This window comes from Sorangium sp. So ce1153 (genome assembly GCF_051521595.1).
Taxonomy (GTDB): Bacteria; Myxococcota_A; Polyangia; order Polyangiales; family Polyangiaceae; genus Sorangium.
Window position 1 is genome coordinate 4,668,689 of sequence record NZ_CP150361.1, and the last position, 15,262, is coordinate 4,683,950.

Consider the following 15,262-nt stretch of genomic DNA (forward strand, 5'->3'; position numbering starts at 1 on the left):
CGGAGAGGAGTGATCCCCGATGCTCAAGAGATTCCTGCGCGTGACCGATTTGCCGTCCTCGGCCTCGGCCGCGCTGCTCGTGCTTCGCGTCGTCACCGGCATTGCGTTCATCTTCCACGGCTGGGGGAAGATCCAGGCCCCCTTCAGCTGGATGGGGCCCACCGCGCCCGTCCCGGGGTTCTTGCAGGCGCTGGCCGCGCTCTCGGAGGTCGGCGGCGGCCTCGCGTGGATCCTCGGCCTCCTGACGCCGCTCGCGTCGCTCGGCATCGCCGCCACCATGGCCGTCGCGGTCGCCACGCACCTGATGCGCGGTGATCCATTCTTCGCGATGGGCGCCTCCTCCTACGAGGTGGCGGCGGTCTACCTCAGCATCTCCCTCGTGCTGCTCCTCGTCGGCCCGGGGAGGTTCTCCGCCGACGCGGCGATCTTCGGGACGAAGGAGCCGACCCTCGTCGCGCGCTCTCGCTCGATCTGACGCGCTCCCGCGCGATCTGACGCGCTCTCGCGCGATCTGACGCGCTCTCGCGCGATCTGACGCGCTTCCGCGCGATCTGATCAGGTCAATCGCACCCGGCAAATCGTTTGGCGAGCTCTTCAGTCGCTGGCAGAACGTCTGGCGAGCTCTTCAGTCGACTGAAGAGCTCGCCAGTCGAGCGGCGGGCTCGTCAGCACCTTCGCGAGTTTCATTACAGGCCTGTCGGTTCTCCCCGTTCTCATTTGCGGTACCACCATCCTTTCGCAGTATTCTGCGTTCAGGCCGCTCAGAATGATCGCAGAAGGAACTTCCTGAGGTCCATATCCTTGCTACACCTGAGATCCGCTCCGGCCCGACGTCGGGGTAGTGAGGTGGCGCAGCAGTGAATTCCTGGTTCTTGCACGTGGGTAGGCGGCTGGGGCCCGCGGGTCGCCGGCTTTGGGTACTCGGGATCATGGGGGTGGTGCTCGCGGTGACTCTGGGGCTCGCGCTCCGCGCGGCCCCCAGGGAGCGCGCGGCGACGTACACCGAGCTGCTCCAGATCGCGCAGTCGGGGCAGGCGACCTCGGTCGAGGTGAGCGGCGATCGCTTCTTCGTGCGCCAGGCGGGCGGCGTCGCCGTGACCGCCATCGTCGACGAGCCGACGCTCCGGCAGGAGCTCGTCTCCCGGTTCGCGGGCGCCGGCGCCTCGGTCGACTTCGCCTCCCGGGAGGAGCGGTCGCGCGCCGCGGCCGCCGTGCTCCCGGTGGTGGTCCTCGCCGCGATCGGCTTCGCGCTCTTCACGGTGAGCCGGCGCCGCAGCCCGAAGAACTTCTCGGACGCCAAGGCCGGGGTCGCGCGGTCGCCGGTGCGCTTCGCCGACGTCGCGGGGATGCACGAGGTCAAGCAGGAGCTCGCCGAGACGGTCGAGTTCCTGAAGAGCCCCGAGCGCTTCGCGCGCCTCGGCGGCCGCCCCCCGCGCGGCGTGCTGCTCACGGGCGAGCCCGGGACGGGCAAGACGCTGCTGGCGCGCGCGGTCGCGTGCGAGGCGGGCGTGCGGTTCCTCTCCGCGTCCGGGTCGAGCTTCCAGGAGATGTTCGTCGGCGTCGGCGCCTCCCGCGTGCGCGCGCTCTTCGCCGAGGCGCGCAAGGCCGCCCCGTGCATCGTGTTCATCGACGAGATCGACGCCGTGGGGCGGGCCCGCGCGAAGGGCCACGGCGACTCCGCCTCCGCGGAGCACGACCAGACGCTGAACCAGCTGCTCGTCGAGATGGACGGGTTCGACCACGCGACGGGCATCGTGGTGATCGCCTCGACGAACCGCGTCGACATGCTCGACCCCGCGCTGCTCCGGCCGGGGCGCTTCGATCGCAAGGTCACCGTGCCGCTCCCCGACGTGCGCGGCCGCGAGGAGATCCTCAACGTCCACGCCGGGCCCATCCCGCTCCAGGGCGAGGTCGACCTCGGCTACATCGCCCGCAGCACGCCCGGCTTCTCGGGCGCCGATCTGGCGAACCTGCTGAACGAGGCGGCCATCCTCGCGGCCCGCGAGGGCGCCGAGGCGGTCGACCCCTCGCACATCGACCGCGCGCGCGACCGGGTGCTCATGGGCCTCGAGCGCAAGGGCGTGCTCGTCGACCAGGAGGAGCGCCACGCGACCGCCGTGCACGAGGCCGGGCACGTCGCGGTCGGGCTCCTCGCCCGGAACTGCGATCCGGTGCACAAGGTGTCGATCCTCCCGCGCGGCCGCGCGCTCGGCGTCACCCAGGCGCTGCCCGAGAAGGACCGGCTGATGTACCGGAAGGAGTACCTCGAGGACCAGATCTGCATGCTGATGGGCGGCCGCGCCGCCGAGATGGTCATCCTCGGGACGATGACGGCCGGCGCCTCGGACGACATCCAGCGCGCCTCGACGATCGCCTGGAAGATGGTCGGGGAGCTCGGCATGAGCCACCTCGGCCCGATCTGCGTCGGCGACGGGCACCCGTCGCGCAGCCCCGCCCTGCTCGATCGCGTCGACGAGACGGCGCGGGCGCTCACCGACGCCCAGCTCGCGCGCGCCATCGACATCGTGAAGTCCCGGCGCGCGGAGATCGAGGCGCTGGTCAGCGCGCTCCTCCAGAAGGAGACGCTCGGGAGCGACGAGATCGAGGCCTGCTTCCCGGCCGATCGACGGCAGCGCGCCACCCCCGAAGCCGCCTGAGCCGCCGTGGCGCCGGCCGAGGACCTTCGGTTCGAGCAGGACGCCCGCGATCGGCTCGGCCAGCGCTGCGTTCGCAGCCTGGTGGCGTTCGCCGCGGGCGACGTGCTCGTGACCTTCGGCGCCGCCGCCGTGCACGACCGGCCGTCCCGGATGACGCTCCAGGTCTCCCAGCACCAGCACATCGAGCTCACGCCGGCGTTCCTGGCGTTCACCAACCACAGCTGCGATCCGAACGCCTGCTTCGACGTCGAGCGGCGCGCGCTCGTCGCGCTGCGGCCGATCGCGCCGGGCGACGAGGTCACGTTCTTCTACCCCTCCACGGAGTGGACCATGGCGTCGCCGTTCGAGTGCCACTGCGGGAGCGCCCGCTGCCTCGGCCAGATCGCGGGCGCCTCTCAGCTGCCGCCCGGCGCGCTCTCGGGGCACAGCGTCGCGCCGCACGTCGCGCGCCAGCTCGCGCAGCGCGTCCCGCCGTCGAGCGGCGGCCGCTGAGCGAGCCCCGCGCGGGGCCGCCGGCGGCGCGAGGCGCGAGCGACGCCGCGCTCCCTCAGTTCAGGTCCCAGAAGTACTTGCCCCCGCTCGGCGGCGCCGCCTCCTCCTCGCCCCCGCCAGGCCCGCCGGAATCGCCTGCGCGCGTGAGCTGGATCACTTCCTCGAGCGAGCTCGCCTCGTCGCGCCAGTACGCTTCCGTGCCGAAGTGCGGGAAAGTTCTCGGGAAAATGGGATCGTGCCACCGCCGCGCGATCCAGGCGGCGTAGTGGATCAGGCGGAGCCCGCGCAGCGGCTCGATCAGGCCGAGGGTCGAGCGATCGAAGCGGCGCAGCTCCTCGTACGCGTCGAGGAAGAGCTCGCGCTGTCGCCGGGCGGTCGCGTCGCGGCCGGGGAGGAGGAGCCAGAGGTCCTGCACGGCGGGGCCGACGACCATGTCGTCGAAGTCGAGCACGCGGAGCGCGCCGTCGCGGAGGAGCAGGTTGCCCGGGTGCAGGTCGCCGTGGATGCGGTGCACGTCGACGCCGCGCAGGCGCTCCTCGGCCGCGTCGGCGACGGCGCGCGCGGCCGCCATGTACCGCCGCTCGACGGCCGCGGGGATGACCTTGCGCTCGGCGAGCCAGCCGAGGTCCTCGCGCGCGTAGGTGTCGGCGGAGAGCCGCACGCGGTGCTCGGCGGTCCGCCCTGCGCCCACGTTGTGGATGCGGGCGGCGAGCCGGCCGAGGCGCGCGAAGAGCTCGTCTCCGAGCTCGTCGGGCGCGCGGCCGCCCATGCGCTCGAAGAGGCAATACTGGATGTGGTCGATCTGCTTGAGCGACTCGCCGTCCGGGAACGGGCGCGTCGGGCAGACGGGGATCTCGGCGTCCGCGAGCTCCGCGAGGAAGCGGTGCTCTTCGAGGATCTGCTCGCGCGTCCAGCGGCCGGGGCGGTAAAACTTGGCGATGATGCGGGTGCGGTCCTCGAGCTCGACCTCGTAGACGCGGTTCTCGAACGAGTTCAGCGGATAGCAGACGCGGTTGCAGAGGACGCCGGCGGCTTCGACGGCCTCGATCACCTTGTGCGGGGTCAGCGACAGGAAGAGGTCGGTCGGGGTGGTGGCGCTCATGGTGGGAGGAGTTGAGCACCAACCGGCGCCGCGCTCGATGAGAAGTTTTACCGCGCGCGATCGAACGACCGACCGACGCGCCGCGCGCGATCGCCGCGCCGGGCGAGCGCGGGGGCGCCGTGCCCCGCGGTCGTGATACGGTAGCCCGAGGACCTCATGATGGAAGAAACACAGCTCTCCTTTCCTCACCTCGAGATCACGAAGCTCGAGGCGATGGTCGAGATCATGTTCCTCGCCGCCTATGCTGACGGATCCATCAACGAGGCTGAGTGCGCCGAGCTCGCGGGGCACGCGGCGGCGATGAGCGAGGGCCGCCTCGGGGCCGACGTCGTCGAGTCGCTGATCGCCGTCGTCCATCGCTCGGTGCGCGAGGAGGGCAAGCGCGGTCGCTTCGCGTCGCTCCGCGCGCGCCTGCCCGACGTGCGGATGCGCGAGGCCGCGATCGAGCTGGCGGTCCGGCTCGTCGCCGCCGACGGCGTGATCCACGCGAGCGAGTACGCCCTGCTCGTCGAGGCGGCCGAGGCGCTGGAGGTGCCGATCGCGTTCAAGGGGCGTGTCGCGCCCGGCTCGAAGCGCTGAGCGGGGCCGCGGCGGCGTCGGCGCGGGGCTCTCCGCGTTGTCGTTGGCCCCGGGGTTGCGGCAGCGGGCGAGGGCAAGGGTGAGTGGCTGACACCGGCCCCTGATGTGTCTGGCTGTGTGCCACACGCAGGGAATGCGCCGCCGTCCGGCCCTTGCGTCACCGGAGCCGGCCGCGCGCTGTCCTGGGCCGCTCCGGTGGGCGACACGCCTGGCCTGAGGGGAGATGGCGGCGCAAGGCGCCGGAGCTGAGGCCTCGACCCCGCACCCTGGCGCCGCGGCGGGCGCGGAAGGAGCGCATTCGCGACGGTTTCTATCGGCCTGCTCCTTGCTAATACTTCCTGTACAAGGTCATGGACAGCCAACGAACTGACAGCTCCACGACGCCACATGGCGCATCGATGGATCCCACGTCGAATCGATCCCGTCCTGCCAGCGGCGGCAGAGCGTCGCCGCGCGCGTACCGCTCACCGCGATCTCCGCGCTGGTCGGTGGCGCACCGCCCACCGTTCGAGCCTGTCGACATCCGGACCACTGGCCCGCTGTCGAGGCCGTCTGGCTCCGTCTGGCGCCCTGGCGGTGATGTCGCGCCCCTGGACTCTGTGGACGACACGCCGGCGAGCGCGCCGCCTGCGACGCTGCGGACCGGCGTTGCTGGCCTGTCGCCGGCCGCCGCCCTGCCGGCCGCTGCCGGCCAGCCGGAGGCCGCCAGCGCGCCGGCGGTCGCGCTGCGGCGCTACGCCCCAGGCGACGTCCTCGCGGGGCGCTATCGCCTCACGGAGATCCTCGGCGAGGGGAGCATGGGCGCCGTCTGGAAGGCGCGGAATCTCGCCCTGAACCTCGATGTAGCGCTGAAGCTCATCCGTCGCGACTGCGCCGCCCCGGAGGCCGCCTCGCGGCTGCTCCGGGAGGCGCAGGCCACGGCGCGGGTCTCTCACCGCGCGGCGGTGCGGGTCTTCGACCTCAGCGTCACGGAGGAGGGCGAGCCGTTCGTCGTGATGGAGCTGCTCCAGGGCCGGTCGCTCTCCCAGGCGATCGCCGAGTCTGGCCCGATGTCGCCGATCTCCGGCGTCCAGCTGCTCCTGCCGGTGATCGGGGCGCTGAGCGCCGCGCACGGCGCGGGGGTCGTGCACCGGGACGTGAAGCCGGCGAACATCGTCCTCGTGCGCGACGGGCGCAGGACGGTCCCCAAGCTGATCGATTTCGGGATCGCCTTCACGGCGACCCGCGTCGTCGGGGAGCAGCGGGACGCGCTGGTCGGGAGCCCGGCCTACATGGCGCCCGAGCAGGTGCGTGGCGGGCAGGAGTCCGACGCGCGCTCCGACGTGTGGAGCGTGTGTGTCGTGCTGTACGAGCTCGTGAGCGGCCGGCGCCCGTTCGGCGGTCCTGGCAGCATCTCCATCGTGCACGACGTGCTGCGCGTCGAGCCGCCGCGCCCGGAGGCCCTGGAGGCGCACCCGCGGCTCTGGGAGGTCATCGAGCGGGGCCTGGCCAAGGCCCCTGACGACCGCTTCCCCACGATGGCGGCGCTGGGCCGCGCCCTGGCCCAGTGGGCGATCGCGAGCGGCGTCGCCCACGACGTGACCGGCGCGTCCCTCGTCGACTACTGGCTTCCCTAGAGCGACAAACGGGTTGAAACCACGAGAAAAAGCAGAAATTTAACAGGGAGGCGGGGAGGCGGGGAGCGAGAGACGGCAAGAGGGAGAATTCATTTTTTTTTCTTCCTCCCCGCCTCCCCGCCTCCCTGTTAAATTTCTCCGGGTTTCAACGTGATCGATGTTCTAAAGCGGCGTTCGCACGAGAAGGGTTGAACAGCCAAGAGCGCCAAGACGAGAAAGAGAATCAACGTTCATTCTTCTCTCTCTCTCTCTTCTTGGCGTCCTCGGCGCCTTGGCGGTTTTCTTCCTCTCTCGCTCCTGTCTGCTGCGCAGGTGCGAGGGCTCGGCGGGCGGCTCAGTACTGCACGTCGCAGCCCTTCGCGTCGGCGAAGGCCTTCATTGCCTCGAGCTCCGTCGTGGTCGCGTCGCTGTAGGACCAGCCGATCGCGCCGGCGTATCCCTGGCTGTACCAGCTCTCCAGGAGCATCGGCAAGCTGGCCGTCGCCAGGCCGCCGACAGGGAAATCGCCCATCACCACCGGCTTGTCCGTGATGCCGTAGTCCGCGGGCGACTGGTTGTAAGGCCAGTACCGGTTGACACGGTCGTTCATGTGAAACGTGTAGAAATCGATGTCGGTTGTCGACCAGGCCAGCGACCACTTCATCGACGCCGAGCCGACCGTGACGAGCGCCTGGCTTTCGGCGCGAAGCGCGCCGATCGTGTCGCGGAGGAACGCTTCCATCTGCTCATGGGAGATCGCGTCCACCTGGGGGTCCGGGTCGTAGTCCGGGTCGCCGTACGGGCTCGAGCCGGTCATGGCCAGCTCGGGTTCGTTGATCACGTCCCAGGCGATCATCCGGTGCCGGTAAGGGCTCTGTTCGACCGCCTGGGCGAGCGGCTTGACCACGTTCGCGATCAGCTTCGCCCGGCGCGCCGCGTCGGTCACGATGGGCGTGATGCCCACGGTCTTCACGTCCATGTCGACCCGGCTCGGGTGGAAGTTGTCAAAGGAGAAGAGGCAGAAGATGACGTTGACGTCCGCCTCGTTGGCGAGCTCGAGCGCCCTCTGGACGTCGTCGCGCGTCGTCGCGCCGAGGCCGGTCGGGTCGTCGTTCGCGTCGAAGGCGACGCTCTCGCCCCGGAGCTCCGGCAGCACCCACCACCGCACGACCGTCGCCCCGTGGGCGCGGATGCCGGCGAGGTTCTCTGCGTGCGTGTCCGCCTCGGCCGTGACACCGCGCTTGCCCCACCCGGCGATGCCGCCGAAATCACCGGCGAAGTTGTGCCACGCATAGTTCATTCCGAACATGAAGCGTGTCTCGCAGCCGACCGTGATACCCCCCTTCTCCGCGGGGCACTCGTCGACACAGGCGGGGACGCCGCCCTCGCCGCCGTGGCCGCCGCCTTCTCCGCCGTGGCCGCCCTCGGGCGGCGCGCCGCCGCCGCCGCCCCGATCGCCCGCCGCCTTGCTGTCCGGCTCGGAGACCACAGAGCAGGCGGTGAGCGCCAGGAAGGCGGCTGTGAGGAGCGCGCTGCGACCGAGTGGACAATGAGGGGTGTGCATAAGAGTAACGGGGCGATGGTACGCTCGCTGGTGAACGAGCGCCATCCGATTCCCTGCCGCGCTGGTCGAGAGCACCTTTCCGCGATTCCGTGGCGCCGAGCTGGCCAGTTTTGAACCGCTCGCAATGCGCCTGCACCATGGCGGTCATCTGCCCCACGACCAGCGCACGTCGCCTGTGTGGTGGAGTGGGAGTAGGCCGCTCACGGCAGCGCCGGCGCGCGCGGGTAGCGCCCGGCGAGCGGGCTGCGTCGTCGGTCGTCGTCGGTCGTCGTCGGTCATCAGGGCGCGGCCGCGCGGGCAGGCCGGGCGGCGGCATCGGCCAGAGCCGCCCGGGTTCCCCTTGAAACCTGCTTCCCCGGCCGGCTATTGGAGGGGCTCGGGCGCCGCTCGGGCCCCGAACGCCCCGCTAGCGGGAGGAGAACCACCGATCATGAAAGCGCGCGCAGCCGTGGCCCACAAGGCCGGCGAGAAGCTCACGGTCGAGGACGTCCAGGTGGAGGGCCCTCGCGAGGGCGAGGTCCTCATCGAGATCAAGGCCACGGGCGTCTGTCACACCGACGCTTACACCCTCTCGGGCAAGGATCCGGAGGGCCTCTTCCCCGCGATCCTCGGGCACGAGGGCGCCGGCGTCGTCGTCGACGTCGGCCCGTCCGTGAAGAGCCTCAAGAAGGGCGATCACGTCATCCCCCTCTACACGCCCGAGTGCCGGCAATGCTCGTATTGCACGAGCGGAAAGACCAACCTGTGCCAGGCCATCCGCGCCACGCAGGGCCGGGGGCTGATGCCGGACGGAACGAGCCGCTTCTCGATCGGCAACGAGCGGATTCATCATTACATGGGCACCTCGACGTTCTCGAGCTTCACCGTCCTGCCGGAGATCGCCGTCGCGAAGATCCGCGAGGACGCCCCCTTCGACAAGGTCTGCTACATCGGCTGCGGCGTGACGACGGGTATCGGCGCCGTCATCAACACCGCCCAGGTGAGGCCGGGCGACAACGTGGTCGTCTTCGGGCTCGGCGGCATCGGGCTGAACGTGATCCAGGGCGCGCGGATGGCCGGCGCCGATCTCATCGTCGGCGTCGACATCAACCCGAAGCGCCGTGAGCTCGCCGAGAAGTTCGGGATGACCCACTTCGTCAATCCGAATGAGGTGGCGGGGGATCTCGTGCCCTACCTCGTCGACCTGACGCGCGGCGGCGCCGATTACAGCTTCGAGTGCATCGGCAGCGTCAAGGTGATGCGCCAGGCGCTCGAGTGCTGCCACAAGGGCTGGGGGACCAGCATCATCATCGGCGTCGCCGGGGCCGGCGAGGAGATCTCCACGCGCCCCTTCCAGCTCGTCACCGGGCGCGTGTGGAAGGGCACCGCGTTCGGCGGCGCCAGGGGGCGCACCGACGTGCCCAGGATCGTCGACTGGTACATGGAGGGCAAGATCAAGATCGACGAGCTCATCACCCACACGATGCCGCTCGACGACATCAACCATTCCTTCGATCTCATGCACGAAGGCGAGTCGATCCGCAGCGTCGTGCTCTTCTCCTGAAGGCGCCCGCCCGCCTCGCTCCTTACCAGCGCTCCCCCATCTCGCGCGCGGGTAAGGAGCGCGATCCAGCGCGCGGGAAGTGAGGCGGGAGACCGGCTGGCGAGCGGCGTGGTCCGATCCGTCCGCCGCGCGCGTGACCACCGGGGCGGACGCGCGCGGGGGTGCCTGCGTGCCCATGTGCCCACGTGCCCACGTGCCCACGTGCCCACGTGGACAGGTGTGATGCGCGGGGCGCGCGGCGTCCTGCGCGCCTGTCGCGCGCTCAGGCGGCCATGCCGGTGCCCAGTCGGCGGCGACTGGTGCTGCAAAAATGCTGCCCTCTGTGACATCATCCGCCGCCATGGTTCATGTCACCTCCCTGGCGGGGCTGCCCGCCAACGCACTCGCCGAGGCGACCGCGGCGACCGCGGCCTGCGATGCTGTCGTCCTCGTCGCGCCCTCGCCGATCGCGAAGCACGCGGGGGGGCTCGGGGCCGCCGTGGGCGCGCTGGTCGAGGCGGCCGTGCGGGCTGACTGCGCGCTGGAGGGCAAGTGTGCTCCGCTGGTCCTGCCCGCGCCCGGGGTGCCTGGCGGGCGCCTGGTGCTCGCGCCGACGGGGGCGCTGTCCGAGGAGGTCGACGACGTGCGCTCCGTGGCGGAGGCGGCGGCGGCCGGCTTCGCGCGCGCGGTGGAGGCGGGGGCGAGCCGGCCGCTCCTCGTCGTGCGCGCGCCGTCCGCGCCGCGGTTCGCGCGGGCGATCGAGGTGGGGGCGCTCGCCGCGCTCGGGAGCCAGTGGACGCCGCTCGAGGCGCGTGAGGCCGAGATGGCCCCGCGGTCGGCCGAGTCGGTCGCGGTGCTCGGGCTGCCGGAGGCGCGCGCCCGCGAGCTCGCGGCCATCGAGGTCGGCCGCGCGCTCTGCCGCGACATCACCGGCACCGAGCCGGAGCGGATGGCGCCCCGCCGCGTGGCCGAGATGTGCGAGGCGGCGTTCGCCAGGACGGGCGTGCTCGTCAAGATCGAGCGCAACGTCGATGACTACCCGCTCATCAGCGCGGTCTCGCGGGCGTCGCGGGTCGTCGAGCGCCACCGGCCGTGCGTCGTGAGGCTCGATTACCGGCCTCGCGGGGAGATCCGGCGCACGGTGCTGCTCGCGGGCAAGGGCGTCACCTACGACACCGGCGGCGTCGACCTGAAGACGGACGGGAACATGGCCGGGATGTCGCGCGACAAGGGAGGTGCCGGCGCGGTCGCCGGGCTCGTGCGCGCGGCCGCGGCGCTGGGTCTGGAGGGCGTGCGCATCGTCGGGCTGCTCGGGCTCGTGCGCAACAGCATCGGCGAGGAGTCCTACGTCAGCGACGAGATCATCCGCAGCCGCGCCGGCGTCCGGGTGCGGATCGGCAACACCGACGCCGAGGGGCGCCTCATCCAGGCCGACCTCCTCGCGCTCGCGCGGGAGCTCGCCATGAGCGGCGCCGCCGACCCGATCCTGTTCTCGGTCGCGACGCTGACGGGGCACGTCTACCGCGCCCATGGGCCCTACACGGGCGCGATCTGCAACTCCGCCGCGCGGCCCGAGCTCGACCGGCTGGACGTGCTCGCGGAGCGCTGGGGTGAGCCGATGGAGCGCGTGCGGCCGCGGCGCGAGGACTATGCGTTCGTCGCGCCCCGGTCGAGCGCCGAGGACGTCGTGTCCTCGAACCGCCTCGCCTCGGTGAGCACGCCGCGCGGGCACCAGTTCCCTTTCGCGTTCCTCGACATCGCCTCCGGGCTCAAGGGGGGCACGCTGCCGTTCATCCACCTCGACATCGGCGGCGTCGGGGTCGACTCGGTGGACTGGCAGTTCGGTCGCCCCACCGGCGTCCCGATCCCCAGCCTGACAGCCTACCTCTCCGGTGAATCTTAGTCTTGGGGGCTCACCCGCTTCGGATACGAGCCCATCTCGACGTTTTCGGTGCTCGGCGTACATGAAGTACGCCTCCGCGCCGAAAACGCCGATCTGGGCCCGTCTCCTGTGCGGGTGAGCCCCGGCAAACGTCGTCGGGGGATCAGGTGAAGAGGAAGGGATCTCGCCATTCCCTGCGCTCTGGTGATCGGGCGAGAGAAAGGTGGAAGGCCGGGAAGAGAGGGTCTGGGTTCTCCTGGCGTCGGGCAGTTTGCCTGTTCCGGGGCGCCGCAGGGGACGCAGAGGGGCATTGTTCTTCTGCGCGCGGATGCGCGGGGCGGAGCATTAGATCCGTCCTTGGTGACGTGGTGGGGCGGGGCCTGAGCGGGGATGTGTTGCGCGGTATCAGGGCGCCGCGGTCGCGGCCGGCACGTGGCTGGCAAGCTCGGCGGTCATGGGGACAAGTCGCTCGACCGCCACCTACCATCGCGCCCTGATCCGGCCCGCGCTCTCCGGATGGCTCGCCCTCGCGGCCATCGCGTGCGGGGCGGGCGACGGGGGAAACACCCTGGATTCACCGCGCCTGCTGGCGTCGCAGCGCGACAGCGGCGATGTCCTCCCGGCCGCCGCGGGCGATGACCTGACGGCGGAGCGCGCGCAGCCGGCGCCCGACCGGGCGGGGGTCACGAGCGTCGCGGTCCCCATCGGCAGCACCGGCTTCACGCGCGGACGATCGACGGCGGTCGTCAAGGCGTCGATGGATCGCGTGCGCGCCACGGTGCTCTCCTTCGATCGCTATCCGGAGTTCATGCCGCACTACAAGAAGTGCCGCCTGCTCGGCCGCACGCCCCCGGGCGGGTGGGACGTCTACATGGAGGTCTCCGCGCTGCAAGGCGCGGTCACCATGTGGGCGCGCGTCGAGATCCAGAAGCCGGCCCTCGCGGACGGCGCCGAGACCTACTCGTCCCGCTTCGTCTCCGGCAACGTGCAAGATCTCCAGGCCACCTGGCGGCTGGAGAAGATCGACGCCCAGACGACGCGCCTGTCCCTCGACGTCTTCCTCCGGCCGAAGCTGCCGCTGCCGAAGAGCCTCCTCAACGCGGAGAACCTGGAGGGCTCGGCGAGCGCCGTCGCCGCCATACGGACGCGCATCGAGCAGCCACAGGACGCGAACCGCTGACGCGCGCGTCGGCCGGCGTTCCCGTCAGGGCAGCCGGACGCTGAGGTTGTCGATCCCATCCGAGGCGCGCTGGAGGGGAGGGGAGCCGAGCGTCCATTTGCGGACCGGCGTCCCGGGGGGCAGGCCAACGTAGTTGTGGCGATGGCGCGTCCCGTTCAGGTGCGCCCGGTTGCCCGCGAAAGCGCTCAGCCCCGCGGGGTCCTCGTTCTGGATGCCGTACAGCGTGTTCCTCGAGAGGGTGTTCCCCTCGACGATCGCGCGCGCGCACGCCCTCAGCCAGATGCCTTTTCCGTCGTTGCCGGCGGCCTGGCAACCGATGACCCGCGCGTCCCTCTGGCCGTCGAGCAGGAACCCGGCGCCCTTCTGCGGATCGCCGCGCGACAGGCCGGCGTCGACCGGAGGGGCCGGCGCCTGCACGAACAAGGGGATACGGTGGACCGTGTTGCCGTCAGCGATGCAGTCGATGAAGGCGTTGTCGTCCCCGCCGACGAAGCCGCCCTCCGGATCGGGGAGCGGCGCCGACGCGATGAACCCGGCCGCGAGCCCGTCGTTCTCGGCCGTCCCGCTCGCGTTCCTGTTCCCCACGGCCGTGCAGCGCCGCAGCACCACCTGGCGGGTCGAGTGGAGCGCGAAGCCCCCCGCGGGCGCGCTCACGCCCACGCTGTGGTTGCCGATCGCGCGGCAACCCTCGATCGACGCGCGGTACACCGCCCTGCCGATGCGGAAGCCCAGCGCGGAGAAGTCCTTCACCGCATCGGCGGACGCGCCCGGGTTCGCGTTGTAGTTCCCGTCCGCCTCGCAGTCGACCATCTCCAGGTTGCTCGTGGTCGAGATGTTGAATCCGCACGCCCGGTTGCCGGTGAGCGTGAAGTTCCGGTTCGCCCGGCAGCGCAGGAATTTGTAGTTCTCCCCCCACGCGAAGAAGCCGGCCGGCTCGCCGCCTGACGTGTTGTCGTGCGCCTCGCAGTCCTCCACGAGCACGTTGCGGCAGATGACGAAGTCGACGCCGACGACGTTGAACTGCACGCCGCTCGGCCGAGCGCTGGTGTTCGCCGTGTGGTTGAACACGCACCGCTTCACCTCCACGTCGTCGCAGAACAGGACGAGCGCCCCCAGCGTCACGACGTGATCGAGCCGGCTCGTGTTCTCCGAGCACACGCAGTCGAGCACCCGGATGTCGGAAGCAAACGTGATGTTGTTGCTCGCGTCCTGGGTCCCCATCACGAAGATCCCGCCGTTGCGGCACAGGAAGCTCGTGTCGATCACCCCGTCGCCGCCGCACCCCCTGACCGAGAGACCGAGCAGATCCACCTGGCGGCAGTCCTTGGCCACGATCCCGACCCCCTGGACCCCGACCACGCTGCCGTTCCTGATGACGAGCCGCCTCCGCCCCTCGGCGAAGACGCCGACGTTGCCGGAGACCACCTCGCCCCGGCAGGGCCTCGCGGCCGGGTCGGGGACGGTCCGAGGCGCCGGATGGTTGACCTGCCGCAGCGTCCTCCCGCACAGATCGAGCGTCACGTCGTCGCTCGCGATCGTGATCGCCCTCGCGTCCGCGTCCGCCGCCACCCAGTCGACGTCCTCCGCGAGGGCGTACTGTCCGGGCGCCGTGATGACGAAGGGGACACGGCGGTCCGGGTCCGGTCCGCCGTTGATGTCCTGCGCCGTGATCGGCGTCCTCCGGCAGCACGCCGCGCCGTGGGTGAGCTCGCTCATGGTTCCTCGTCGCGAGTCTACGCCACGGGCGCGGCGCGATCGTCACTGGATCGGCGCCGCCCGCAGCGACTCGGCGAGCTTCGCGTAAAGCGCGCTCCGCGGGTCGTCCCGCCGGTAGACAAGGCGGAAGTGGTCGCGCGCGAGGACGGCGGACCGGAGCAGCCGCTTCAGCTTGCCCGCGCGGAGCTCGGCGGCGACCATGTGCAGCGGCAGCACGGCCACGCCCTCGCCGGCGAGGACCAGCGTCTTCATGGCGGCGCCGAGCCCCACCCAGCGGTGGCGCGCGAACGCGAAGCGTCCGACGCCGCCCATCTGGTCCGCCAGGTACCGGAACAGCGGCATGGTCGCGTCGATGTCGAGCAGGCAGTGCCGCGAGGCGTGCTCCGGGCGGGTGAACTCCTCGCGCTGGAGCAGCCGGGGCGAGGCCACGAACGCGTAGCGCTCCTCGTGCAGCGTCTCCGCCGCGAGGCTCGCGGCGCTCCAGCGGGCGCTGGTGACGGCGCAATCGACGCTGCGGTCGTGGAGGCGCCTCAGCAGATCGTCGGACGCGCCGAAGTAGAGGTGCAGCGTCAGCTCGGGGCGCCGCCGCGTCAGCTTGCCGAGCTGGGGGACGATCCAGGACATCCCGAGCTCGAAGCGCGTGCCGAGCGTCAGCTCGACGGGCGCGGGCGCAGGGCTCATCGCGGTGCGGAGGCAGTCCTCGGCGATCGCCAGGCACTGTCGCGCGCGCGGCAGCATGGCGAGCCCGAGCGGCGTGAGCTGCACCCGGCGGGTGGTGCGCTCGAACAGCGGCGCGCCCACCTGCTCCTCGATCTGCTTGATGCGCTGGCCGAACGCGGCGGGGCTGAGCGCGACGGCGCGCGCCGCGGTCCGGAAATTCAGCGTCCGCGCCGCGGCCTCGAAGCAGGCGAGGTTCTCCAAGGAGGGAAGCAGCATGGCCGCATTGTATCGTTCGCCACAACAATCCTGGCCA

12 protein-coding genes are annotated in these 15,262 nt (G+C 71.2%); 8 read left to right on the plus strand and 4 right to left on the minus strand.

Annotated features, from left to right (window positions below; translation table 11 throughout):
- The first annotated feature begins 19 nt into the window (after positions 1 to 19).
- The 3 genes from WME85_RS16690 (at position 20) to WME85_RS16700 (ending at position 3,149) form a co-directional block, all read left to right on the plus strand.
- A complete protein-coding gene (locus WME85_RS16690) occupies positions 20 to 475 on the plus strand; it encodes a DoxX family protein (RefSeq protein ID WP_437839436.1) in 456 nt (151 codons plus the stop codon).
- Between the two features lie 454 nt (positions 476 to 929).
- A complete protein-coding gene (gene ftsH / locus WME85_RS16695; protein WP_437839439.1) occupies positions 930 to 2,657 on the plus strand; it encodes an ATP-dependent zinc metalloprotease FtsH in 1,728 nt (575 codons plus the stop codon).
- A gap of 6 nt (positions 2,658 to 2,663) precedes the next feature.
- Positions 2,664 to 3,149, plus strand: coding sequence for an SET domain-containing protein-lysine N-methyltransferase (locus WME85_RS16700; RefSeq protein WP_437839441.1), 486 nt, complete (start codon positions 2,664 to 2,666; stop codon positions 3,147 to 3,149).
- A gap of 55 nt (positions 3,150 to 3,204) precedes the next feature.
- Here the strand turns inward: WME85_RS16700 and WME85_RS16705 are convergent, their stop codons facing one another.
- Positions 3,205 to 4,251 carry a serine/threonine protein kinase gene (locus tag WME85_RS16705; RefSeq protein ID WP_437839443.1) on the minus strand — a complete coding sequence of 349 codons (1,047 nt, stop codon included), beginning with the start codon at positions 4,249 to 4,251 and terminating at the stop codon, positions 3,205 to 3,207.
- A gap of 156 nt (positions 4,252 to 4,407) precedes the next feature.
- On the opposite strand from WME85_RS16705, the gene WME85_RS16710 reads away from it, so the two are divergent.
- Both WME85_RS16710 and WME85_RS16715 read left to right on the plus strand, forming a co-directional pair.
- Positions 4,408 to 4,830, plus strand: a complete 423-nt coding sequence (locus WME85_RS16710; RefSeq protein ID WP_437839445.1) for a TerB family tellurite resistance protein — start codon at positions 4,408 to 4,410, stop codon at positions 4,828 to 4,830.
- A gap of 599 nt (positions 4,831 to 5,429) precedes the next feature.
- A complete protein-coding gene (locus tag WME85_RS16715) occupies positions 5,430 to 6,446 on the plus strand; it encodes a serine/threonine-protein kinase (protein WP_437839447.1) in 1,017 nt (338 codons plus the stop codon).
- Between the two features lie 334 nt (positions 6,447 to 6,780).
- Here the strand turns inward: WME85_RS16715 and WME85_RS16720 are convergent, their stop codons facing one another.
- Positions 6,781 to 7,989, minus strand: a complete 1,209-nt coding sequence (locus tag WME85_RS16720; RefSeq protein WP_437839449.1) for a hypothetical protein — start codon at positions 7,987 to 7,989, stop codon at positions 6,781 to 6,783.
- A gap of 430 nt (positions 7,990 to 8,419) precedes the next feature.
- On the opposite strand from WME85_RS16720, the gene WME85_RS16725 reads away from it, so the two are divergent.
- The 3 genes from WME85_RS16725 to WME85_RS16735 all read left to right on the plus strand — a co-directional run bounded on the left by WME85_RS16725 (position 8,420) and on the right by WME85_RS16735 (position 12,573).
- A complete protein-coding gene (locus tag WME85_RS16725) occupies positions 8,420 to 9,532 on the plus strand; it encodes an S-(hydroxymethyl)glutathione dehydrogenase/class III alcohol dehydrogenase (RefSeq protein WP_437839452.1) in 1,113 nt (370 codons plus the stop codon).
- Between the two features lie 340 nt (positions 9,533 to 9,872).
- Positions 9,873 to 11,414 carry an aminopeptidase gene (locus WME85_RS16730; protein ID WP_437839455.1) on the plus strand — a complete coding sequence of 514 codons (1,542 nt, stop codon included), beginning with the start codon at positions 9,873 to 9,875 and terminating at the stop codon, positions 11,412 to 11,414.
- Positions 11,415 to 11,847: 433 nt separating this feature from the next.
- Positions 11,848 to 12,573: a type II toxin-antitoxin system RatA family toxin gene (locus WME85_RS16735; RefSeq protein ID WP_437839457.1), complete on the plus strand. Its 726-nt coding sequence runs from the start codon at positions 11,848 to 11,850 to the stop codon at positions 12,571 to 12,573.
- Between the two features lie 24 nt (positions 12,574 to 12,597).
- Here WME85_RS16735 and WME85_RS16740 read toward each other — a convergent pair whose 3' ends face one another.
- The gene (locus WME85_RS16740) at positions 12,598 to 14,289 is read right to left on the minus strand and encodes a right-handed parallel beta-helix repeat-containing protein (protein WP_437839459.1); all 1,692 of its coding nucleotides are present in this window, start codon (positions 14,287 to 14,289) and stop codon (positions 12,598 to 12,600) included.
- Positions 14,290 to 14,331: 42 nt separating this feature from the next.
- On the minus strand, positions 14,332 to 15,225 hold the full coding sequence (locus tag WME85_RS16745) for a LysR family transcriptional regulator (protein ID WP_437759057.1): 894 nt from the start codon (positions 15,223 to 15,225) through the stop codon (positions 14,332 to 14,334).
- Positions 15,226 to 15,262: the final 37 nt, after the last annotated feature.

Excerpts from the sequence above, each read along its gene's own strand:
- WME85_RS16690 (WP_437839436.1), top strand. The coding sequence starts at position 20 with ATGCTCAAGAGATTCCTGCGCGTGACCGATTTGCCGTCCTCGGCCTCG.
- ftsH (WP_437839439.1), top strand. The coding sequence starts at position 930 with ATGGGGGTGGTGCTCGCGGTGACTCTGGGGCTCGCGCTCCGCGCGGCC.
- WME85_RS16705 (WP_437839443.1), bottom strand. The coding sequence starts at position 4,251 with ATGAGCGCCACCACCCCGACCGACCTCTTCCTGTCGCTGACCCCGCAC.
- WME85_RS16710 (WP_437839445.1), top strand. The coding sequence starts at position 4,408 with ATGATGGAAGAAACACAGCTCTCCTTTCCTCACCTCGAGATCACGAAG.
- WME85_RS16720 (WP_437839449.1), bottom strand. The coding sequence starts at position 7,989 with ATGCACACCCCTCATTGTCCACTCGGTCGCAGCGCGCTCCTCACAGCC.
- WME85_RS16725 (WP_437839452.1), top strand. The coding sequence starts at position 8,420 with ATGAAAGCGCGCGCAGCCGTGGCCCACAAGGCCGGCGAGAAGCTCACG.
- WME85_RS16730 (WP_437839455.1), top strand. The coding sequence starts at position 9,873 with ATGGTTCATGTCACCTCCCTGGCGGGGCTGCCCGCCAACGCACTCGCC.
- WME85_RS16735 (WP_437839457.1), top strand. The coding sequence starts at position 11,848 with ATGGGGACAAGTCGCTCGACCGCCACCTACCATCGCGCCCTGATCCGG.
- WME85_RS16740 (WP_437839459.1), bottom strand. The coding sequence starts at position 14,289 with ATGAGCGAGCTCACCCACGGCGCGGCGTGCTGCCGGAGGACGCCGATC.
- WME85_RS16745 (WP_437759057.1), bottom strand. The coding sequence starts at position 15,225 with ATGCTGCTTCCCTCCTTGGAGAACCTCGCCTGCTTCGAGGCCGCGGCG.